This is a genomic window from Mucilaginibacter sp. (assembly GCF_965225845.1).
Lineage (GTDB): Bacteria > Bacteroidota > Bacteroidia > Sphingobacteriales > Sphingobacteriaceae > Mucilaginibacter.
Window position 1 is genome coordinate 2,646,817 of sequence record NZ_CBDDBL010000002.1, and the last position, 20,447, is coordinate 2,667,263.

At 40.1% G+C, this 20,447-nt stretch carries 22 protein-coding genes; 9 read left to right on the top strand and 13 right to left on the bottom strand.

The window, feature by feature from the left end:
• Positions 1 to 26: 26 nt before the first annotated feature.
• From ACYZ0U_RS16100 to ACYZ0U_RS16115, 4 genes are all read right to left on the bottom strand, one after another.
• Positions 27 to 422, bottom strand: coding sequence for an SxtJ family membrane protein (locus ACYZ0U_RS16100; protein ID WP_461453554.1), 396 nt, complete (start codon positions 420 to 422; stop codon positions 27 to 29).
• Positions 419 to 2,263 (bottom strand): SGNH/GDSL hydrolase family protein, encoded by a 1,845-nt coding sequence (locus ACYZ0U_RS16105; protein WP_461453555.1) that lies wholly within the window; start codon positions 2,261 to 2,263, stop codon positions 419 to 421. The genes ACYZ0U_RS16100 and ACYZ0U_RS16105 overlap by 4 nt, the downstream gene beginning before the upstream one ends.
• A 374-nt stretch (positions 2,264 to 2,637) precedes the next feature.
• The gene (locus ACYZ0U_RS16110; protein ID WP_461453556.1) at positions 2,638 to 3,165 is read right to left on the bottom strand and encodes an adenine phosphoribosyltransferase; all 528 of its coding nucleotides are present in this window, start codon (positions 3,163 to 3,165) and stop codon (positions 2,638 to 2,640) included.
• A complete protein-coding gene (locus ACYZ0U_RS16115; RefSeq protein ID WP_461453557.1) occupies positions 3,162 to 3,830 on the bottom strand; it encodes a ComEA family DNA-binding protein in 669 nt (222 codons plus the stop codon). Before ACYZ0U_RS16115 ends, ACYZ0U_RS16110 begins: the two co-directional genes overlap by 4 nt.
• A gap of 75 nt (positions 3,831 to 3,905) precedes the next feature.
• Between ACYZ0U_RS16115 and ACYZ0U_RS16120 the strand changes: the two genes are divergently transcribed.
• Positions 3,906 to 5,660 carry a lysophospholipid acyltransferase family protein gene (locus ACYZ0U_RS16120; protein WP_461453558.1) on the top strand — a complete coding sequence of 585 codons (1,755 nt, stop codon included), beginning with the start codon at positions 3,906 to 3,908 and terminating at the stop codon, positions 5,658 to 5,660.
• Positions 5,661 to 5,919: 259 nt separating this feature from the next.
• Positions 5,920 to 6,960, top strand: a complete 1,041-nt coding sequence (locus ACYZ0U_RS16125) for a glycosyltransferase family 61 protein (RefSeq protein WP_461453559.1) — start codon at positions 5,920 to 5,922, stop codon at positions 6,958 to 6,960.
• A 104-nt stretch (positions 6,961 to 7,064) separates the two neighbouring features.
• On the opposite strand, the gene ACYZ0U_RS16130 is transcribed toward ACYZ0U_RS16125, so the two are convergent.
• The 6 genes from ACYZ0U_RS16130 to ACYZ0U_RS16155 form a co-directional block, all read right to left on the bottom strand.
• Positions 7,065 to 7,289 carry a hypothetical protein gene (locus tag ACYZ0U_RS16130; RefSeq protein WP_461453560.1) on the bottom strand — a complete coding sequence of 75 codons (225 nt, stop codon included), beginning with the start codon at positions 7,287 to 7,289 and terminating at the stop codon, positions 7,065 to 7,067.
• 48 nt (positions 7,290 to 7,337) lie between these two features.
• Positions 7,338 to 8,567, bottom strand: coding sequence for a metallophosphoesterase (locus tag ACYZ0U_RS16135; RefSeq protein WP_461453561.1), 1,230 nt, complete (start codon positions 8,565 to 8,567; stop codon positions 7,338 to 7,340).
• Positions 8,568 to 8,723: 156 nt separating this feature from the next.
• Entirely contained in the window at positions 8,724 to 8,897 is a 174-nt protein-coding gene (locus ACYZ0U_RS16140) for a hypothetical protein (RefSeq protein ID WP_461453562.1), read from the bottom strand.
• Between the two features lie 29 nt (positions 8,898 to 8,926).
• A complete protein-coding gene (locus ACYZ0U_RS16145) occupies positions 8,927 to 9,076 on the bottom strand; it encodes a hypothetical protein (protein ID WP_461453563.1) in 150 nt (49 codons plus the stop codon).
• Between the two features lie 126 nt (positions 9,077 to 9,202).
• On the bottom strand, positions 9,203 to 10,057 hold the full coding sequence (locus ACYZ0U_RS16150) for a bifunctional helix-turn-helix domain-containing protein/methylated-DNA--[protein]-cysteine S-methyltransferase (RefSeq protein WP_461453564.1): 855 nt from the start codon (positions 10,055 to 10,057) through the stop codon (positions 9,203 to 9,205).
• 301 nt (positions 10,058 to 10,358) lie between these two features.
• Positions 10,359 to 10,499, bottom strand: coding sequence for a nucleotidyltransferase substrate binding protein (locus ACYZ0U_RS16155; RefSeq protein WP_461453724.1), 141 nt, complete (start codon positions 10,497 to 10,499; stop codon positions 10,359 to 10,361).
• Between the two features lie 209 nt (positions 10,500 to 10,708).
• Here ACYZ0U_RS16155 and ACYZ0U_RS16160 point away from each other — a divergent pair, with 209 nt between their 5' ends.
• The 6 genes from ACYZ0U_RS16160 (at position 10,709) to ACYZ0U_RS16185 (ending at position 17,024) form a co-directional block, all read left to right on the top strand.
• The gene (locus tag ACYZ0U_RS16160; RefSeq protein WP_461453565.1) at positions 10,709 to 11,338 is read left to right on the top strand and encodes a porin family protein; all 630 of its coding nucleotides are present in this window, start codon (positions 10,709 to 10,711) and stop codon (positions 11,336 to 11,338) included.
• 111 nt (positions 11,339 to 11,449) lie between these two features.
• A complete protein-coding gene (gene guaA, locus ACYZ0U_RS16165) occupies positions 11,450 to 12,979 on the top strand; it encodes a glutamine-hydrolyzing GMP synthase (protein ID WP_461453566.1) in 1,530 nt (509 codons plus the stop codon).
• Positions 12,936 to 14,177 (top strand): ABC transporter substrate-binding protein, encoded by a 1,242-nt coding sequence (locus tag ACYZ0U_RS16170; protein WP_461453567.1) that lies wholly within the window; start codon positions 12,936 to 12,938, stop codon positions 14,175 to 14,177. Before guaA ends, ACYZ0U_RS16170 begins: the two co-directional genes overlap by 44 nt.
• Positions 14,174 to 15,337, top strand: a complete 1,164-nt coding sequence (locus ACYZ0U_RS16175; RefSeq protein ID WP_461453568.1) for an RsmB/NOP family class I SAM-dependent RNA methyltransferase — start codon at positions 14,174 to 14,176, stop codon at positions 15,335 to 15,337. The genes ACYZ0U_RS16170 and ACYZ0U_RS16175 overlap by 4 nt, the downstream gene beginning before the upstream one ends.
• A 284-nt stretch (positions 15,338 to 15,621) precedes the next feature.
• On the top strand, positions 15,622 to 16,371 hold the full coding sequence (locus ACYZ0U_RS16180) for an SDR family NAD(P)-dependent oxidoreductase (RefSeq protein WP_461453569.1): 750 nt from the start codon (positions 15,622 to 15,624) through the stop codon (positions 16,369 to 16,371).
• 71 nt (positions 16,372 to 16,442) lie between these two features.
• Positions 16,443 to 17,024, top strand: a complete 582-nt coding sequence (locus ACYZ0U_RS16185; RefSeq protein ID WP_461453570.1) for a TetR/AcrR family transcriptional regulator — start codon at positions 16,443 to 16,445, stop codon at positions 17,022 to 17,024.
• A 79-nt stretch (positions 17,025 to 17,103) separates the two neighbouring features.
• On the opposite strand, the gene ACYZ0U_RS16190 is transcribed toward ACYZ0U_RS16185, so the two are convergent.
• The gene (locus ACYZ0U_RS16190) at positions 17,104 to 17,388 is read right to left on the bottom strand and encodes a hypothetical protein (protein WP_461453571.1); all 285 of its coding nucleotides are present in this window, start codon (positions 17,386 to 17,388) and stop codon (positions 17,104 to 17,106) included.
• Between the two features lie 125 nt (positions 17,389 to 17,513).
• Here ACYZ0U_RS16190 and ACYZ0U_RS16195 point away from each other — a divergent pair, with 125 nt between their 5' ends.
• Entirely contained in the window at positions 17,514 to 18,641 is a 1,128-nt protein-coding gene (locus ACYZ0U_RS16195; RefSeq protein WP_461453572.1) for a hypothetical protein, read from the top strand.
• A gap of 18 nt (positions 18,642 to 18,659) precedes the next feature.
• Here ACYZ0U_RS16195 and ACYZ0U_RS16200 read toward each other — a convergent pair whose 3' ends face one another.
• Entirely contained in the window at positions 18,660 to 19,232 is a 573-nt protein-coding gene (locus ACYZ0U_RS16200; RefSeq protein WP_461453573.1) for a MarC family protein, read from the bottom strand.
• A 4-nt stretch (positions 19,233 to 19,236) separates the two neighbouring features.
• Positions 19,237 to 20,403, bottom strand: a complete 1,167-nt coding sequence (locus ACYZ0U_RS16205) for an MFS transporter (RefSeq protein ID WP_461453574.1) — start codon at positions 20,401 to 20,403, stop codon at positions 19,237 to 19,239.
• Between the last annotated feature and the right edge of the window lie 44 nt (positions 20,404 to 20,447).

Consider the following 20,447-nt stretch of genomic DNA (forward strand, 5'->3'; position numbering starts at 1 on the left):
CCTCCAATAGAGGAAACTTTCAAATTCTAAAATTGATTGCTCATGCTGCTATCCGCTTTATCCGCCGTGCTTTCCCAGTAGCTATTTTTATTTTTCACCCATTTCACCTTTAAAATATCCTTGCCAAACAAACGCATCAACATTCCTAAGGGGCTCAGTATCAAAAAGTAAAAAACCGTGAGCAATATATAGGTATTAATCGTACCCAATATATGCCCTATCTTATCCCAAATCAAACGCATCGGGTTTAACCACAATGGTTTCACAGTTGCAAATTGTACTAATATTGTCGAAATAATAAAAGCACCCCACCAGTGGGTCCTATGCTTTATAATTATATTAAAAAGCGATAGAACCGCCAAAGCGGCAGCTATGGTATAACCGAATTTACGGTTTTGCTTTTGTAATTCGGCCTCCGTCATTTTCCTATATATTTTGTTGCCAAATCTGTCAGTCCCAACAGCCTTAAATTGCTTACCATACGTCCATTTGCAGCCTTGTTGCCCGGATCTCTTGATAAAATATTTTCATCGCTTATTATTTGCTTAAGGATGCCGGTTGCCGCAGTTTGTTGTGCCGATGGCAGATCCTTAACAAAGCCTAAAGCCCCTTTTGGATTATTGGCCCGTAAATACAATTGAAATATGTGGACAGATAGTTGGTCGTTCGGATCTAACTGATTTAATTTCCTGTAATAATAGATCGACTCATCATAATTACCAATGATGGCAGCGATGTTTGCAGCATCGCCGCAGTATTGTTTTTCGTTTGGATATTCCAGGTTCATGGCCATCATAATCTTTAGCGCGCCTGCTTTATCATTGCTGTTTTTGTAATAGCCATATAACTGGCTCATTCCACCGGCCCAGTTAAGCTGCGCTGATTCGATTTGCGAAGCCAGTGTTCCGCTTAAACTGGTATCGGGTTTATATCCGGCAGGTATGGGCTGGTTAAACGGCCAGCCGGTTTTTAGGTTGGTGATCTGGATAGCGCCGATCAAGGAATCCATTTTGGTAACCGGCATTTCCTTTTGCAATTGCTCAAAACTGATCTGCGTTTCGGCTGAATCAGGGAGCAGGTGTTGACTCTGCATCGCCTGGAAAAAAGCATCCGACATAATTGAATAGCCGTGCAGATTAGGGTGTAAATGCTCTAAAATCGTCTCGTTGCCTACAATGCCATGCGGCGAATATTGTTCAAATTCCTTTTTGGTATCCACCAAATGAACTTCAGGAAATTCCGTAGTTAATCTCCTGATGATGGTATTGATAGCTTCCGGCGCTCGGAAACGCAACCCGTCCAGCTCCCTGGCCTTGTCGAAATCCTGCTTGGCAGTTGCATAATCAGCTTTTTCCATAGCCTGCTGCCCTGCTTTATAAAACCCTGTTGCCGAACCCGGGCCAGTACCTGCGCTTATAAAAGGCGGCAGGTCTTTCTCGTTACTCACTACCGTGCTTAAAAACGCCGGGATCTTCTCATTGTTAAGCAGGCGGCAAAGTTCGGTCATGTTGGCATCGAACTGTTTGATTCCTGCCTGGTAATCGATTGAATTATAGTCGATATGCTGGCGGGCTGCCATGCGTTGCATCAGCGTTTCGCGGTCGGCTGGTTTATGTGATGCAAATACACCCGACACCTTTTTAATCATATTATTGAACAACTGCACCACCTTTAAAGTACGCAGCTTAAGCAGCGTTTGCACGAGGAACCTGTTGCTGCCAATGTAGCTGGTCGACCCGACACCCAAAGCGCCATAATACTCATTATGCCCGGAATAGATCAGCACCGCATCGGGGTGGTATTGTGCCAGTTGCCTGCCATAGTCAAGCACGGTATAGGAGTTGGTTGCGGTTAGCGACAGGTTGATGATCTCGAAATTTTTATCCGGGTACATCCTCGAGAGACGATATTGAAGCCAGCGATGAAATGAACCATTATGAAAATATGGATAACCAATGGTGGTTGACTCGCCCAAAACAAATATGCGGAAGGTATTGGGCGCTTTATCAATGGCAAAGATCTCGTGGTTGCCCTTAGTGGCGTTAGCAGTATCCGAAAAAAACTTGTCCGACGCGTAGTCGTTCATTACCATATAACGCGCGTCATAGGGGTCTTTCACAAACAGGTCGGTGTTATGCCCGTAATTAAAAAAGCGCAGCACAAATTCCAGCAAAACCAATAATATAAACGGAAACAGCGCGGCAAGCACCTTAAAAAGCAGCAGTTTTTTACCCTTAGGAGGTTTAGTGTTATCCGTGGTCATATTTAGTTTAAATCACCTGTGTTGCACAGGTTTTAGTTAATTGGCTTAAAAATGATGAAGATATTAATTTTAATATTTTATGCAGAATGATAATGGATATTTTTTCTAAGCTCGATGTCATTCTGAGCGGAGTGAAGAATCTGTAAAGTGGTTTACGCGGGATAGTTTTTCAAAACCGACAAAATCATGTAAAAAAGTGTTTTTTTCTATCAAAAAAGGGTTAAAAGCAATCGTTTTAGGCCGTTTTTAGCACAAAAAACAGTCATTTATTAACGTTAAATCGCTGTTTTTGATCATGAAAAGGCAATTTTTCGGGCTAAAAGTGTTCCAAAATGCACCATTTGTTTCACCTGTTTCGTGTCACAGTATGGTCGCTAATATTCCGCCAGAACGATAATGTTATCATGTATAGGTGCAATCTTTTCCCTGCCACCCAAAAAGCCTAACCCCACCACAAAGCTAAAACCGTTTACGATACCGCCAAGTTCCCGGATCAGTTCGCTGGCAGCGGTTACGGTGCCGCCGGTAGCCAGCAGGTCGTCGTGGATAAGCACATGCTGACCGGGTTCAATTGCATCAGTATGCATTTCTATGGTGGCTGTGCCATATTCCAGTTCGTATACCTTCTGCCTTACCGTGTGCGGCAGCTTGCCTGCCTTGCGAACGGGCACAAAGGGCACACCCAGGCGGGTGGCGAGCATCAGCCCAAATAAAAATCCGCGGCTTTCTATGCCGGCTATTACATCTATTTTGGTATCGGCCAGCTTCAACGCGAATATATCAACTATGCGTTCGCATAGTGCAGGATCTTTTAAAATGGGGGTTATGTCTTTGAATATAATTCCCTGCTTCGGAAAATCCGGGATATCGCGTATGGCGGCTTTTATCTGCTGTGCTATCATTTAAATTTTATATAAGGCTCGATCTTGTGCAGTACATCAGGCGTTATGATTGCCACGTTGCCAACATCATCCATCGAATTATAATTGCCATGCTGCGTTCTATACTCAATTATCGCGCTGGCTTGCTTATAGCTAAGGTATGGGCTTTGCCGCAAGGATGCAAAAGAAATGGTATTGATATTTATTTTGATCACTCGGCTTGGATCAACTGTTAGCTGGTCTTTGATCTCAGCATATTTGGCGGAATCCAATTCATATACTTCCTTTAGCTGTTCCTTATTGTAAAAGCCCCCAATGCGGTTGCGGTAACGGATGATCCGGATGGCAAATGAGCCGCCTATGCCATGTACACGGGTCAATTGCGCGGAGTCGGCTGAATTAAGTTCAATGGTAACACCCGGCTTTAGTTTATTGCTAACGTAGGCTTTTGTAATATGATCTTCGTTGTTGGAATTCTTATAAGAGGTTACGCTATCCGCCTTTTGCGCTTTGCTTAACTGCGCTACAGCAGCATCAAAGCCCGTAAAGTTAATTGTGCTATCTTTGTAGAAATGTTGGTATACATAAGGTGCTGCCAGTACTAATAAAATAAGTATAACCAGCACCAGCATCCCGTTCCATTGTTTTTTAGTTATATTGAGGTAATTTTTAATTTGTGATTTCATTCAGGACTGTAAAACATGGGTAAAATAAATAAATTTGGAATATTATTGCCTCATTAATCTTTTTTTTATAAATAAATGAAAATTATAACCACCGAAGAGTTTGCCAAAGCCACCAAACTGGATAAGCTGAAAATGCCCGGCCTTGCTGCTTTACTGATGGAAGTAATGAAGATAAACCAGGTTAATGAAGTGTTTGCGCAGGCACAACACAAAAACGGAATCGAGTTTATTGATGCCATATTAGCCGGTTGCGGAGTTGAGATTGAATTTGACCCGCGAGACCTTAAAAACATACCCAAAGAATGTAGTTTTATAGCTATAGCCAATCACCCTTATGGTGGTATTGAGGGATTGGTTTTGTTGAAGATGCTACTTACTGTAAGGCCTGATGCCAAGCTGATGGCTAACTTCCTTCTGAAAAAGATCCCTAACCTGAGCGACTTTTTTATAGCGGTAAACCCTTTTGAAAATATTGAGCATTCCTCCAGCATCAGCGGTTTAAAAAACACCCTTGAACTATTGAACGCAGGCACGCCAATAGGCATTTTCCCTGCCGGTGAAGTATCTACCTTTAATATTGAATCTCAACAGGTAACAGATCGCCTATGGCACCCGGTTGTGGGTAAGATAATTGCCAAAGCAAAAGTGCCGGTGGTGCCTATTTATTTTCATGGTAATAATGGCTTGTTGTTTAACCTCTTGAGCATGATACACCCTGCTTTGCGTACAGCTAAGCTACCATCGGAATTATTTAACAAACAAGGCCAAACTATTAAGCTGCGTATAGGCAAAGCGATTAACATTGCTGATTACCCGGAGTATAATAATAGCAACAAGCTGCTTACCTTTTTGCGTGCACGTACCTATGCTTTAGGTACAGGGCTTGAGGAGGAGAAAAAACTTTTCAACCCGCGTAACCTATTCAAGATAAAGAAACTTCCGGAGGCTTTTGCGCCTGAAATGGACGCCAACCTGCTTGAAAAAGAAATAGAACCTATTCGCGAGGAATACCGCATTTGGCAGGAGAAAAACTACGAGGTATTTATTGTGCCTACTTCTGTTATCCCCAACATCATCAGGGAGATTGGCCGGTTGCGCGAGATAACTTTCCGCGAAATTGGCGAAGGGACCAATAAGGCGGCCGACCTGGATGAATACGATATTTATTATAATCACCTGTTTATTTGGGATATCGAAGCAAAACTAATTGTAGGTGCTTACCGCATTGGCTTGGGTGATGAGATATTTTATAGCCAGGGCAAAAACGGTTTCTATTTAAATGAGTTATTTAAAATAAAGGACCAGCTGATCCCGGTATTAAAGAAGAGCATTGAGTTAGGCCGGTCGTTCATCCGTAAGGAATATCAGCAAAAACCATTACCACTGTTTTTATTATGGAAGGCCATATTTAAATTCCTGATCGATAACCCGCGTTACCGTTATCTGATCGGGCCGGTAAGTATCAGTAATTCATTCTCCAAATTCTCTAAATCTCTGATTGTAGATTACATCAACAGAAACCACTTCGACCATGAGCTGGCGCAATATGTTAAGCCACGCAAAAAATTCAAGGTAGACTTCTCAAAAATAGATGCGGATATGCTGATGAACGGCGAAGACAGCTTTAAAAATTTGGACGATATTATATCCGAAGTGGAAACACGTAGCATGAAGGTACCCGTATTATTAAGGCAATACATCGCCCTAAATGCTAATATCATCTGCTTTAATATCGACCCAAAATTTGCTGACTGCCTGGATGGCTTCCTGGTATTGGACTTCCAAAAAGTACCTGCGGAGATGCTGGAGAAACTGGCTAAGAATTTGTAATTCTTTTAAAGCGTGTATCATTTCGACCTGAGGAGATAACTATCTCTTGAGCGCAGCGAAAAATCTTCTTCGATATCAAAGTAGCTATACAAATTGTAGAAGATCGCTTTAAACATGACAAACAATAAGGTATTTGCTTATTGTTTGTCATAGGGTGAAATAATTACCCTAATTAAAAGAAAGGGCGAAATTCGTAACAGAATTTCATTATCATAGATTTGCAAAACATACATATCTTTATCCTATCTATCGTACCTGCATGTTTTTATATCCATCACAGCAAATTAACAGAAAGCTTCCTGAGAACTATCAACATGGAGAATTGGATTTTTGCAAAACCGAATTCTCTTACAATACTCACAATGTAGAGCTATTGACATTTAAAAATTGCTATGTAAATTTCTTTGGTAATCTATATACTTCTGCCTTAAAATTGGTTGAGGTCTCGCTGGTCGCTCCATCAATATTCAGAAATCGTAGCTGGTTTAGGTTTCTCAAAAAAGTGATCATAAAACCTAAAAGGAAGCTTGCAAATGATGAAAAATACTTGTTAGCTTTTGATCAGTGGAGTAATAACCATTATCACTGGATAAATGATTATTTACCACGGCTAACACTATTAGCTTCCGAATTACAAAATTACACCTTATTACTGCCCGATGAGCCTTATATCAGAAATGTGGGTGTTAAACTGTTAGATTATCTCAATTTAAAACCCCGCCGTATTGAATGGATAGGCAGGGGTAAATTTGTTAAAGCACCTGATCTAACATTAATCACCTCTGTAGTTTTAAGTGGCCAGGTACATGATGAGTTAATAAAACAGGTACAAAACAGGTTAAGTGATACGCTCCTATCCGGCAATTTAAATGCCTCGCGCAGGATTTATATCAGTCGTACAAAAGCATCTAACCGTAAAGTATTAAATGAAGCAGAGGTTATCTCCTTATTAAAAGAATATGATTTTGAAGTAGTTGCTTTTGAAGACTTAAGTATTGAACAACAAATACAATTGGCCAACACCACCTCAGTAATGATATCTATGCATGGCGCGGGGTTAACAAACGCCATTTTCATGAAGAAAAATACAGCAGTATTAGAATTTAGAAGGGATAAAGTGTACCACAACCAGTGTTATTGGCACTTATCGGCGGCGCTGGGACAAAAATATTATTACCTGTTTGGGCAACCTGATTCAGATAACGTTATTGAAGGGGCCCCTGGTTGTAATTTAACCATTCCTTTATCAAAGTTAAGGTTAACTGTTGAACAAATGTTAAAAGATCAACAAACAAACTAAAAGACTTTTTGGGACTGATAACAAATTGTTTGTTCATAGTAAAGAACGGAAAAGTTCGTTAATGTTATCTTCACTGCCCTCCGGTAGAGATGACAATTCTGTAGTTAGATTTTTATAACCCTATCATTCTTCCGCTCTTCCGGCTTGTGTTCCAAAGCCTTCGGTATCAGCTTTACAATGGCAAATATAACCGAACCTATTACCGTAATTGCCTTAAACGCGAAGTGTACAAAAGGCTTCATCACTTCCCAGTTTTCCTGGGTTAGGTAAGTACCTTTATTCTCTCCAGGAGCCTGTTTTGTTTCTATTCTTTTATATTGAGTTGCCATGGCTGATGCTTTTTTTAATTAATAAAAGCATCAGAATGGACTTTTGTTTTAAGCAACTTTCCGTTTCAAGGTTAGCACTGTAATTTCCGGCCAAATACCCAACCTGCCTGAGAATGCCAGGAAACCAAAACCACGATTGACGTACAGGTAACGTTTATTATGATGCGCTAAACCCGCCCAGTCGAGGTATTTATATTGCACCGGGCTCCATCTGAAACCGGCAGTTTCCACACCGAATTGAGCGCCGTGGGTGTGGCCAGCCAAGGTAAGATCGATTTGGGTAGTGTTAAAGCGTACTTTTTCTTCCCAATGGGTAGGATCATGAGACAGCAAGATCTTAAAAGCATCTTTATCTACCTCCTCTAACGCTTTATCTAAATTTCCTATTTGTATAAATCCCCTGCCCCAGTTTTGTACACCTATTAAGGAAATCTTTTGGCCGTTCTTTTCCAGCTCTACATTTTCATCCAATAATAACCGGTAGCCAAGTTCCTTATGGTGCTGTTTTAGCTTATCTAAATTAGCTGCTTTTTCGGTCTCATTATCCCATTGAATGTAATCGCCATAATCATGGTTACCTAAAATTGAATATTGCCCGAATGGCGCTTTCAGTTGCTTAAAATGATCTATATATGGTTCAATTTCCCAGGCAGCATTGTTTACTAAATCGCCGGTAAAAACAAACAGGTCGCTTTTTTGCTTATTGGCGAGATCAATTCCACGCTGTACGGCTGCGGTATTATCAAAGCTACCGGAGTGTATATCTGAGATCTGTGTTATTGTAAAGCCGTCAAAAGCTTCGGGTAAATTATCAAAATAAATCGTTTCGTTATGAACTTTATAATCGTATTTTCCCCTTACCATGGCATAGATCAAACCCGCAAAAGGAAACGCAGCTATCAATATCGCCAGTTCGCTTATGAATTTTCGCCTTGAAGGGAAAAACGGTCCGGGAGTCTTCTCACCTTTATTTGCTATTGAATCACCTATCCCGTAAAAAAACCTGCCTAAATCACCTAAAGAAAGTACGATAGCAAAAAACAGCTTGGTAATAAGAAAAGTAACAAAGATGCTCAGCATATACTCATGATATGGCAGCATACCCCGGGCGTGACTGAAACTATTTAGCCCGACTAAAAAAAGAACTGTTACCCCGACTGAAATGATCAAATATCCCCAGGTAACAACCTGTCTTGCTTTGCTTGATTGCCAGTCATTGGTAAACGTTTTCAATCCTGAAAACACATACCAATCCAGCAACAGGCTTATCGCTGTCAAAATTAAAAAAACTGTAAACAAGCCCCCTCTGTGCATATTAAATTCATTAGAGCTGCAATTTAAAAAAGGACAGGTATTAATACATAAAGTTTATGTATTAATTACCTGTCCTTTATACAAAAGCCCCGCTGTATAGCGAGGCTTTAATATCATTAGTTAGTAATAACGATAGTATCTGTGATGACCACGATAGTATGGTGCACGGTGGTGATAATGGTGACCATTATGCACATATGGGCCTAAGCCAATATTAACTCTAACTTGTGCTTCTGCGTTTCCGAAAGTGAATGCTATTATTACGGCAAACAACATTAATTTAAGGTACTTCATAATATGTTTTTAGTTATTGTTAATACTGACTAATATCTGTGATAGTGATGCCAGTGACGGTGATGATAATAGTGGTGATGATGATAGTGGCCTCCAAGGCGTACTACTACCTGCGCCTGGGCACCTGCAAATGTGAATGCCATAATTAAGGCAAACAGCATAATTTTTAAATACTTCATGATTTGTGATTTATTTTTATAAATAGTTGAAAAAAATTCATTTATTGACTTGTATCAGCACTTATATTATTACAACCACAATTAACTTAAAAAGTTTAAAGTATTATATGTTTGTTACATAATACTTTAAAATGAAGCTTGGTTTTTTATTAAACATGCCTCCCATCCTATTATAGCAGCTTTGCGCGTGCTGCCCCAATGATATTGCCCGGTTTCGCCCGAAGAGCGGATGACACGGTGGCAAGGAATTAAGAAAGATACAGGATTGGCGCCGATAGCGCTTCCTACTGCCCTGCTAGCCTGGGGAGAATTTATTTTTTGCGCGATTGAAGCATAAGTATTCAAACCGCCAACGGGTATTTTTAATAGCGCATCCCAAACTTTAAGCTGAAAGTCGGTGCCCTTTAAATGCAGCTTAATATCTGATAATTGCGACCAGTCTTTTCTGAAAATAAACATGGCATTTTGGTGAATAACATCTGCAAATTGATGATAATCGGCATTAGGAAATTGGTTTTTTAATTCGCCCAGCGCTATTTCTTTATCATCGGCAAAAGCAATAAAACAAATACCTTTGGAGGTTGACGCTACAATAATATCTCCAAAGGGGCTTTCCGCAAAACTATAGTTTATACTTAGTGCCGCTCCGCCATTTCGATATTCGGCGGGCGTCATACCTTCAATATTTACGAACAGATCATGCAAGCGTCCTGTGCCGGATAAACCAGTTTCGTAAGCTGTATCAAATAAAGTAGCACTTTTTTCCTTAAGCATAGCTTTCGCATGTTCAATACTCAGGTACTGCAAAAACTTTTTTGGGCTTACGCCTGCCCAATCTGTAAACAAACGCTGAAAATGGAATGGGCTCAGGTTTATTTTAGCCGCCACCTCATCCAGGTTAGGCTGTAATTTAAAATTGAGTTTTATATAGTCAATTGCTTCGGCAATCCGTTCGTAATTTAGCTGTTCCTGGGTTTTCATATTTGCAGCATTTATGAAACATAATTTACCATTGTGAACGCTTTGCATAAACCCGAAACTTGCTAAGTTTTATATATAATTTTGCCTATTCGGGTAATATGATCTGAAAGTTCCTGGTTTTTGATATGATGGTAAATTGACAGATCGAATTGGTTGGGTAGTAAGAGATCATCCAATTTATGGATACGTTACTTAGTACGTTCAGGTCAATTTTTTCTCCCTTTAAAACTATATCAATATCAGTGGATTTATAATTACCCTTTGCCCTTGAACCATATAGAATAGCTGTTTCAATCCATTGTTATCCATCTATAACTAAATTAGCCTTGTAAGCCTCGCGGATGACATCTCTCGAACCGGCCATATTTAGTATGCCCTGGTATTCCAGATAATCTTTTAATGTATTCCAGGCTAATTCATAAGTGTATTCAAAAGCTTTGATAAGGCCTTATTCTTCCAGTTACGACAATTCTCCTTTTTGAACAAACTTTTCTAATTGCGCTATTGCTTTATTGTAATTTGAGAACCGTTGTAACCAGCGTATATCTTCATTTAAAGCCATAAACAAATATATAGAATTAATAGTTATACCGTTATTAGGATTTAAAACATCGTCTATTTTATATCTTTGCAGAACTTAAAATCACACTTATGAAGAAAATTTTCACCACACTTGCTATTATTTTAGGCTGCTATAGCCTGACTTTTGCCCAGCAAAAAGGCAGCGTTGAATTTGGCGCTAATGTTGGCTACAACAACTCTTACGTAAACGAAACTTATTCAGGGAATAGCAGCGACTTTATCAGCGGCGTTAATGCCGGATTATTTGTCGACTCATATTTTTCAAATGCATGGAGCTTAAAGGTTGAGGTTAACTATGATCAAAAGGGCTGGGGAAACGGCTTTTATACTGATCAAAACGGAACAACTTATGATGGAGTTAACTTTAAACTAAACTATATTACAGTACCTGTATTGGCCAGCTGGCACTTTGGCTATACCAACAACTGGTATGTTCATTTTGGCCCATATGTTGGCTTTTTAATGAGCGCAAAAGAAACAACCGACAACATTGATGTAAAACAGGTTTTTAATACTGTAGACGGCGGCCTTGATTTAGGTATTGGTGTTAAGATCCCTATCTCGAACAGGGCTAAAATATTTTTTGAATATGACGGTCAGGCCGGTGTAGTTAACATTTTTAAAAACAGTGACGATTATTCCAACGTAGAGAACCTACGGTCAAGCATTAACGCGGGCATCAATTTTTCGATCCATTAATTTCTTATAATCCTATTTAAAAAAGGTTCGTGCATTAGGACACGAACCTTTTTTATTTGATAAAATTGAGAAATCGAAATCCAAAATCCTTAAAAAAAACTATCTTTGCCCATGCAAGAAAAAATCCTTATTCTTGATTTCGGCTCACAGTTCACCCAACTGATCGCCCGCCGTGTCAGGGAGCTCAATATCTACTGCGAGATTTACCCCTTCAATCATTTTCCTGAAATTGACAGCACAGTAAAAGGCATTATACTTTCGGGTAGCCCTTATTCTGTTCGCCAGGAAGATGCGCCAAACTTTGATTTTGCAAAATTTCATGGCCAATTGCCTTTATTAGGCGTTTGCTACGGCGCGCAACACATTGCCCATAACAACGGTGGCGAAGTGATGAAATCAAGCACCCGCGAGTACGGACGTGCCAATCTGCAGTACATCGACCAGGAAAATAAGCTTTTTAAGGATGTTCCATTAGAATCACAGGTTTGGATGTCGCATGCCGATACAATTGCACGCATTGCTGATAATTTCCAGATCATCGCCAGTACCGAATCTGTAAAAGTTGCTGCTTATCAAATAACCGGTACCCAAACTTACGGTATACAATTCCACCCGGAAGTTACTCACAGTATTGACGGTAAGCAATTACTTCAAAACTTTCTGGTTGACATTTGCGGATGTTCACAGGATTGGACCCCGGATTCCTTCATCGAAACTACTATTGCTGCTTTGCAGGAAAAATTAGGTGATGATAAGGTTGTTTTAGGCTTATCAGGAGGTGTGGATTCATCGGTAGCGGCAATATTGCTGCACCAGGCCATCGGTAAAAATCTGCATTGTATATTTGTTGATAACGGCTTATTGCGCAAAGATGAATACCAATCTGTATTGGATTCATACAAGCACATGGGCTTAAATATAAAAGGAGTTGACGCCAAACAACGTTTTTACGATGCCTTAGCTGGTTTAACAGATCCTGAAAAAAAACGTAAAGCAATTGGTCGTGTGTTCATTGAAGTTTTTGATGACGAGGCGCACCAGGTAACCGATGTTAAGTGGTTAGGACAAGGTACAATCTATCCTGATATTATCGAATCAGTATCGGTAAAAGGCCCGTCAGCAACTATCAAATCTCATCATAACGTTGGTGGCTTGCCTGATTTTATGAAACTGAAAGTAGTTGAGCCATTAAATACTTTGTTTAAGGATGAAGTTCGCCGGGTTGGTAAGGCTTTAGGTATCGATCCGAATATATTAGGCCGCCACCCTTTCCCAGGTCCCGGTTTAGCTATCAGGATATTGGGCGATGTTACGCCTGAGAAAGTGCAGATATTACAGGAAGCAGATGCGATTTATATCAACAATTTGCGGTCATACGGTGTTTACGATAAAGTTTGGCAAGCCGGTGCAATATTTTTGCCCGTACAATCAGTAGGAGTTATGGGCGATGAGCGCACCTACGAGAATGTAATTTGCCTTCGCGCGGTAGAATCATTGGACGGGATGACAGCAGATTGGTGCCACCTCCCCTACGACCTGCTGGCGAAGATCTCTAACGAGATCATCAATAACGTAAAAGGAATTAACCGGGTAGTATATGACATCAGTTCGAAACCGCCTGCCACAATTGAGTGGGAATAGGTGGTTATTAGGTTTATTTACTGTACTGCTTATCGGTGCGTGTTCACCAAAAACACGCTGGGTATCCAATCCTGTAAATAAACCTGCTGAAACTCTCACTTCGCCAAAAGTTGAGGTTAAGCCGGTTGTACCGCCGGCATCAAAAGTTTCCGTTATTTCATTGATATTGCCATTTGGCCTGGATCATATCGGGCCGGGACAACATTATGATGCTATCAGCCTGAAAAAAGCAAGAATAGCTGCTGACTACTACCGCGGCTTTAAACTGGCCCTGGATTCCCTTACTTATGCAGGTTACAATTATAAATTAGAGCTTTTCGATTCAAAGGACAATAGCGCGCAAGCACATTCTTTAGCTTATAATCCAAAAGTCAGGGCAAGTGATTTGATCGTGGGGCCTGTTTTTCCGGAAGATGTTAAGGCTTTTACTTCGGTATTAACCAGTCCGCGAAAGCCTATTGTTTCGCCCCTGTCGCCGGAATCCCCGTCTACTTTTAAAAATCAAAACTTAGTTACGGTTAATCCACCACTGGATTACCATGCCTGGGCTACGGCAAAGTTTATCAACGATAAGATCAAACCTCAAAAGGTATTCATTTTAAGATCAGGCTATAGCGAGGACAATGATTACATCGTCCCCTTTAAAAAAGCCATTGACAGTTTAAGTGGCAGGCAAATTAAGGTGATCAGCATTACTATTGTGCGGGGCCAGCTTAGTGCTTTATTGCCGCAATTGGTTAAAAACGGGCAAAATATATTCCTGATCCCATCAACTAACCAGCAATTTTTAACAGTTACTCTCCATTCGCTCGATACCTTAAATAAGCGTTACCCCGTTACGCTTTTCGGCCACCCAAGCTGGGAGCATTTTGTTTTTTTGAAAGCGAAGCAAATGCAACGGCTTAGAACGCATATTACCTCGGCGGATAAGGTTGATTATAGCTTACCTTCAACCGTAACATTTATAAAAAGTTACCGCAATGCGTGGCATACTGAACCGTCAGCTTATGCATTAAAAGGCTTTGATGAAGGATTATATTTTGGTAGATTACTGGCTGAAAACAGTATAAAAAACTGGGCAGATTTCAACGGCCTGCATAATAGCTTTCATTTCGAAAAAAAACCGGGCCTGGGTTGGGTAAATACCCATGTAAACTTGCTAATGTATACTAACTTTGAGCTAAAGAAGGCAGAATGAAGGCGATAAACCAGCTTAAAACGTTCCAAAGATTATTAGAAGAGTACCCGGCCGAAACGCCATTAAGTAAGTTTTTACCCGGCTTTTATCGTCAAAACAAGCAAATGGGCTCAACCGACCGCAAGGTTGCCAGCCGCTTGATCTACAATTACTTTCGTTTAGGTGCCGCTTTGCCTGATCTGCCGTCAGAAGACCGCTTAATTGTAGCCGATTTTCTTTGCAATACCCAGGTAAACTCATTCATCCAGCATTTTAAACCGGAATGGGCGTTATGTATTGGCTTTACTTTGGATGAAAAACTGGCATTGGTTAAAACTGCCTACAAGGATTTTAAGTTAGCCGATGTTTTTCCCTGGGCTAATCAAATATCCGCAGGAATAGATAAAGAGGCCTTCCTGAAATCATTCTTCACGCAGCCCGATCTTTTTATTCATGTACACAATGGTTACGATCATTTGGTTAAAGCCGAACTGAACAAAGCGGAGGTTGCTTTTAAGGATGAAGGCAACGGTTGTTTTTCGCTGCCAAATGGTACGCGTTTGGAGACCATCTTCCCTACCCAGCATTGGTTCGAGGTGCAGGATTATTCCTCGCAACAAACAGCTAATTATTTTAAACCCAATAAATGGGACCAATGGTGGGATGCTTGCGCGGCATCCGGGGGGAAATCGTTGTTGTTGCATGAGCAGGAACCGGATATTAAATTAGTGGTGTCTGACATCCGTGAATCCATCTTAGCCAACCTCGATGAGCGTTTCCAGCAAGCAGGCTTGCGCAAATACCAAAAAAAGCTACTCGACCTTACCCAAAATCCCGACCAGGAAATGCATGATTATGCCTTTGACGGTATCATCCTCGATGCCCCCTGCTCCGGCTCCGGTACCTGGGGGCGTACGCCTGAGATGATCGCGCAATTCCATCCCTCCAAAATTGAATTCTTTCAGCGCCTGCAAAAAAGCATCGCCCAAAATGTTGCCCGCTTTATCAAACCGGGGAAGCCGCTTATTTATATTACCTGCTCTGCCTTTAGAAGCGAGAATGAGGATGTGGTTAACTATTTAGTAAAAGAATTAGGGCTAAAATTGGAAGAACAAACCGTATTAACAGGTTATGAAAATAAGGCAGATACCATGTTTGTGGCGAGATTGATCGGCGTTTGATTGACTACTCAAAGTTTAAATTTCTCTTCGGGTACAAATATATGCTAAGCAGAGTTACGAAGTTTTAAAAACTTCGTAACTCTGCTTAGCATATCGACTTCAGAGAGTTCGAGTCTCTCTTCGGGCACCAAATAATACAAACAATTTTATGTTAGTTGTAATTCAAATTGATGCACTTTGTCATCCATAACTAATAATAAATTATTATTGGAACGAACATTCCTAAATGAATATATATTTGCGGAACGATTATTCCAAATATAAAAAGTAATCTTCACACGACAATGAAAAAGTTAGAAAATAAAGTAGCCGTAGTTACAGGAGCATCAAAAGGTATAGGTGCGGGCATTGCCAAACATTTGGCAGCAGCAGGCGCCAGCGTAGTTGTAAATTATGCATCATCAAAAGAGGGCGCTGATAAAGTAGTTGCCGAAATTACCGCCAATGGCGGTAAAGCAGTAGCTGTGCAAGGCAGTGTATCAAACGAAGCCGACATAACCCGTTTATTTGCAGAAACTCAAAAAGCTTTTGGCGCTGTTGATATTTTGGTGAACAATGCCGGTGTATACCAATTTGGCGCCATAGAAGAAATTACCGCGGCAGATTTCCACAAACAGTTTGATACCAACGTACTTGGTTTATTGTTGACCACACAAGGCGCGTTAAAGGTTTTCAATGAGAATGGTGGCAGCATCATTAACATTGGTTCGGTTGTTAGTGCTATAACTCCACCAACAAGTGCAATTTACACCGCGACAAAAAGCGCTGTTGATGCTATTACCCATGTATTGGCTAAAGAGCTTGGAGCTAAAAAGATCCGTGTTAACTCTATTAACCCGGGTATGGTTGAAACAGAAGGCACACATGCTGCAGGTTTTATAGGCAGCGACTTTGAGACACAACAAGCAGCCACTGCACCACTTGGCCGTATCGGTCAGCCGGATGATATTGCTGATGTAGCTGTATTTTTGGCCTCTGAAGATTCACGCTGGTTAACCGGCGAGATCTTGCTTGCAGGCGGTGGTGTAAGGTAATACCCGCCGTTTTACATAAACTAATTTAAAATGAATAGCTTTGCTTATTACAAGCAAGGCTATTCCCCGTTATGGCAAGGACAAAAGATTTTGATGAGAACGAAGTGCTGGCCAAAGCTATACAGATCTTCTGGTACAAGGGCTATAATGGTACGTCCATGCAGGATTTGGTAGATGGTTTGGGAATCAGTCGTTCGAGCTTGTACGATACCTATACTGATAAGCACACCTTGTTTGTGAAAGCGCTGGAAAGCTATCAGAATTCAGGCAGCAGTAAAGTAGAGAAGATCGTTAATAGCGAAGGATCAGCCAAAGACATCATCAAAAAATTATTGGAATTTGTTACTGATGAGTTACTTGGCGATAAAGACCAAAAAGGGTGTTTTATGGTTAACGCCGAAGTGGAAGTGGCGCCGCATGATGCCGAAATAAATAACCTGGTTTGCAAAAACGATCAGCAGATGGAAGATGCCTTTTACCAGGTGATCAAAAGAGGTAAGGAAAGCGGTGAAATCAAAAGCCAACAGGATGCGCGGGCGTTATCACGTTTCTTTTTCAATACCATTAAAGGGATTCGTGTAACTGCTAAATCCACTACCGATAAGTCGGTTTTTGATGATATTATTAAGTTGACGGTGGCAGTGCTGAATTGAAGTATTCAAACAATTATTAACTGTCAATCGCATAAAGCGATCATGATATTTTAGCGAAGTTAACTACCAGGTAAGTTTACTATACTTTTTCTAAATTATACCAAGTCCGTCCATTAGATTCTGTAACTAGTATACTGTGTTCTTTTCCTGTTTTTGCAGCCGCTTTTTTAGCAGAATCTAAAATCTGTTGACGAGTAAAGTTTCCAATTTTATTGTATTCTGCGGTTGGGAGATGGTATGTTATATTATCATCAGAAATTATTGTGCGTAAAAACCCCTCCAATTCCATTTCAGCATGGAGCTTTTTGTAGTCGATTTCTTGAGATGCTTTGTGTAACTCTACACGTGTTGTAAAAGATGCCATACTTAAGTTTAGGTTGTTTATATAAAGTTGATTAAAATATTCGACAAAACATAATTAAATATTAAATCATTCATTTTTAGTATCTTGCATAAGCTATAATCCATTAAAGACCTAAATTATTTAAAATGACTCAGAATAATAAAATTGATAATTCTAATAAAGCAATTGAGATAACAAAAGTTAAACCTGCAAAGACAAAGTCTTCTGAAGGAGAGGAAAAAAAATCAACATCATCAAATCAGATAGATTTAATGAAAAGCACGTCTTCTACTTCTTCCAATTACCCAAGACATTCATTAGAAAAGGCTTTTAGGATACCCAAAGCAATTTTAGATCAAAATGCAGGTAAAGAAACCCCAGATAAGGAAGCAGCAAAATTTTTGGGTATTACAAACATTAAAGGGCCTTTCTCTGTCGAATTAAGCTCTTCATCCAAGTATGGATTGTTGGAGAAACCAAGTGCGGGTTTGATTAAGCCTACTGAATTAGCCAAAAGAATTTTGAGACCACAATCATCTGAGGATGAATTAAAAGGATTACGGGAGGCCATTTTAAAAGCTCCTGTTATTAGTGATGTATACAAGCATTATCGTGGTGAGAATTTACCAGATCGACAATTTTTTGAAAATGCATTGATTGATACATTTAAAATTCCTGTAGAAAAAATATCTGAATTTATAGAAATTTTTACAGAATCCTTAAATAAAGCAAAGCTCATTGAAACTATAGGAGATAAACAAAGAATAATTGATATTTCAGCTGAAAGAAATTCTCCAAAAGTGGATACTACAAATGAATTTAAAAAACTAAGTAAAGCTGCCTCAATTACTTCTACTGACACATGTTTCGTAATGATGCCGTTTGCACCACCGTTAGGTGAATATTATAGTAAAATTTATGAACCTGCTATAGAAAAAGCAGGACTAAAAGCTGTCCGTGCAGATGATGATATCTTTGGAACTGGGAAAATAATTGATCAGATCTGGAATGGAATAAATTCTGCAAAGGTTTTAATAGCAGAATTAACATCTAGAAATCCCAACGTTTATTATGAATTAGGCTTAGCACATGCATTGAAGAAACCTGTGGTTTTAATTTGTTCTAATGAACAAGATGTACCATTTGATTTAAAACATATTCGAGTTATATATTATGACATATATGATCCATTTTGGGGGACAAAACTAATAGAGAAAGTTGCAGAAAATATTCTATCAGCTATTAGTAACCCAATAGAAACAATATTATTTTAATTCCACACAAGTAATCCCCTACAAATGCGTATTACTCCTAAACAGCTTTATCGCGATAGCCAATAAGATTACCCCAAAAGCCTTACGCAAAATATTGATGCCTGTTTTGCCGAACAGCCTTTCCAGCCATTTTACATTTTTCAGCACGAGGTAGACGAATAGCGTATTAGCTACTATACCTACTAATATATCCTGGGTTTGGTATTGTGATTTTAGCGATAGCAGGGTGGTCATGGTACCCGCACCTGCAATCAGCGGGAATGCCAAGGGAACTATCGAGATGGTTTCGGGCATTTCTTCTTTGAAGAATTTCGCGCCTAATACCATTTCCATCGCGATAATAAAGATAACCAATGAACCTGCTATGGCGAATGATGACACATCCAGCCCGATAATATCCAGCAACTCGTTACCGCCAAATAAGAAGCCTATCATCAAAACCAACACCGCGATACTCGCCTTTTCTGATTCAATATGCCCCCCAGCGCGCTGGCGCAGCTCGATTATTACCGGGATAGCGCCTAAAACATCAATGATCGCGAAGAGGATCATCGTTACCGATAATACCTCTTTAAAAATGAGTGGGTGCATAACGTTAGGATTTGTATTTAGATGTTAACCTAAATGTAAGCAAAAAAGCAATGAGAATATAAAATGCCGACAGAAAGAAAACAAAATGAATGGAATATATCGCCATAAAACCGGCGGTAATTGGCCCTAACGTTTGCCCGATTGAGGCATAAGACTGATTTACGCCCATCACTTCTCCTTGTCGGTTGCTGGTATTATTATCCGCGATAATCGCGTTCAGCATGGGGTTACGCAATCCGTTGAACAAGCCATAAATAATTAAACCAATGGCAAATGTGATAATGGTACCAGTAAAGCCGGTGTAGAACATTGCGCCTAAACATGCCGCTGTTGACAGCAGTAAGATCATTGCCTTAGATGAAATGATCTTTGTAAAATAGGGAACACAGAGCTGCATAATGATACCTGTAACTGCAAAACCTGTATATAATAAGCCCACATTAGTGGGATTGAGTTTTAGCGTATCGACACTGAACGTCTGAAACCCAATGATGAGCGTGAACTGGGCCATTGTTAGTAAAAATCCAATGAAGATGGCGGTACCTATAACCGGCATTTTCAGGGTATTGATAAGCGACATAAAACTAAATTTACTTGCTCCCTTTAAAGTAGCTTTCTTCTTTTTGTCATTGGTTTCCTTTAAAAAGAAGACTGAGCACAATGCCCCCATCAAAGCAATACCGGCGGCAAAGTAAAACGGCACCTGCGGGCCGAATTTACTGAGCAAACCACCCACAGCAGGCCCTATCACAAATCCAAATCCAAATGCCGAGCTGAGGATCCCGAATTTCTTAGCCCTGTCTTTACTGGTTGAGGTATCGGATATCATGGCTTGTGCTACGGATACGTTGCCACCGGTTAAACCATCCAGTATCCGCGCAGCGAAAAGCATGATAGCACCTTGTGCGAAGGCAAACATCAGGAAAGATAAACAAGTACCAAATAAGCTGATAGCCAATAAAGGCTTCCGCCCAAACTTGTCACTCATGGAACCTAAAACAGGGGTTGCAAAAAACTGGGCAATACTGAATGCTGCAGTAAGTAAACCAATAGTTTCATGGTTGATGCCGAAACGTTTACCATAAGAATAAAGCAAGGGCACGATGATGCCGAAACCCAGCGAGTTAATGATGCAGATAAAAACAAGTACTGATAGTTCTTTATTCTTCACAGAGGGCATTTATAATGAGGACGGCGGTAAAAGTAGTTAAAACA

What these genes read in the sequence shown, in the direction of transcription:
- ACYZ0U_RS16115 (WP_461453557.1), bottom strand. Translation starts at nt 3,830, where the DNA reads ATGAAATCACAAATTAAAAATTACCTCAATATAACTAAAAAACAATGG.
- ACYZ0U_RS16185 (WP_461453570.1), top strand. Translation starts at nt 16,443, where the DNA reads ATGGCAAGGACAAAAGATTTTGATGAGAACGAAGTGCTGGCCAAAGCT.
- guaA (WP_461453566.1), top strand. Translation starts at nt 11,450, where the DNA reads ATGCAAGAAAAAATCCTTATTCTTGATTTCGGCTCACAGTTCACCCAA.
- ACYZ0U_RS16170 (WP_461453567.1), top strand. Translation starts at nt 12,936, where the DNA reads ATGACATCAGTTCGAAACCGCCTGCCACAATTGAGTGGGAATAGGTGG.
- ACYZ0U_RS16100 (WP_461453554.1), bottom strand. Translation starts at nt 422, where the DNA reads ATGACGGAGGCCGAATTACAAAAGCAAAACCGTAAATTCGGTTATACC.
- ACYZ0U_RS16195 (WP_461453572.1), top strand. Translation starts at nt 17,514, where the DNA reads ATGACTCAGAATAATAAAATTGATAATTCTAATAAAGCAATTGAGATA.
- ACYZ0U_RS16200 (WP_461453573.1), bottom strand. Translation starts at nt 19,232, where the DNA reads ATGCACCCACTCATTTTTAAAGAGGTATTATCGGTAACGATGATCCTC.
- ACYZ0U_RS16125 (WP_461453559.1), top strand. Translation starts at nt 5,920, where the DNA reads ATGTTTTTATATCCATCACAGCAAATTAACAGAAAGCTTCCTGAGAAC.
- ACYZ0U_RS16145 (WP_461453563.1), bottom strand. Translation starts at nt 9,076, where the DNA reads ATGAAGTATTTAAAAATTATGCTGTTTGCCTTAATTATGGCATTCACA.
- ACYZ0U_RS16140 (WP_461453562.1), bottom strand. Translation starts at nt 8,897, where the DNA reads ATGAAGTACCTTAAATTAATGTTGTTTGCCGTAATAATAGCATTCACT.
- ACYZ0U_RS16190 (WP_461453571.1), bottom strand. Translation starts at nt 17,388, where the DNA reads ATGGCATCTTTTACAACACGTGTAGAGTTACACAAAGCATCTCAAGAA.
- ACYZ0U_RS16180 (WP_461453569.1), top strand. Translation starts at nt 15,622, where the DNA reads ATGAAAAAGTTAGAAAATAAAGTAGCCGTAGTTACAGGAGCATCAAAA.
- ACYZ0U_RS16110 (WP_461453556.1), bottom strand. Translation starts at nt 3,165, where the DNA reads ATGATAGCACAGCAGATAAAAGCCGCCATACGCGATATCCCGGATTTT.
- ACYZ0U_RS16160 (WP_461453565.1), top strand. Translation starts at nt 10,709, where the DNA reads ATGAAGAAAATTTTCACCACACTTGCTATTATTTTAGGCTGCTATAGC.
- ACYZ0U_RS16105 (WP_461453555.1), bottom strand. Translation starts at nt 2,263, where the DNA reads ATGACCACGGATAACACTAAACCTCCTAAGGGTAAAAAACTGCTGCTT.
- ACYZ0U_RS16175 (WP_461453568.1), top strand. Translation starts at nt 14,174, where the DNA reads ATGAAGGCGATAAACCAGCTTAAAACGTTCCAAAGATTATTAGAAGAG.
- ACYZ0U_RS16150 (WP_461453564.1), bottom strand. Translation starts at nt 10,057, where the DNA reads ATGAAAACCCAGGAACAGCTAAATTACGAACGGATTGCCGAAGCAATT.
- ACYZ0U_RS16120 (WP_461453558.1), top strand. Translation starts at nt 3,906, where the DNA reads ATGAAAATTATAACCACCGAAGAGTTTGCCAAAGCCACCAAACTGGAT.
- ACYZ0U_RS16130 (WP_461453560.1), bottom strand. Translation starts at nt 7,289, where the DNA reads ATGGCAACTCAATATAAAAGAATAGAAACAAAACAGGCTCCTGGAGAG.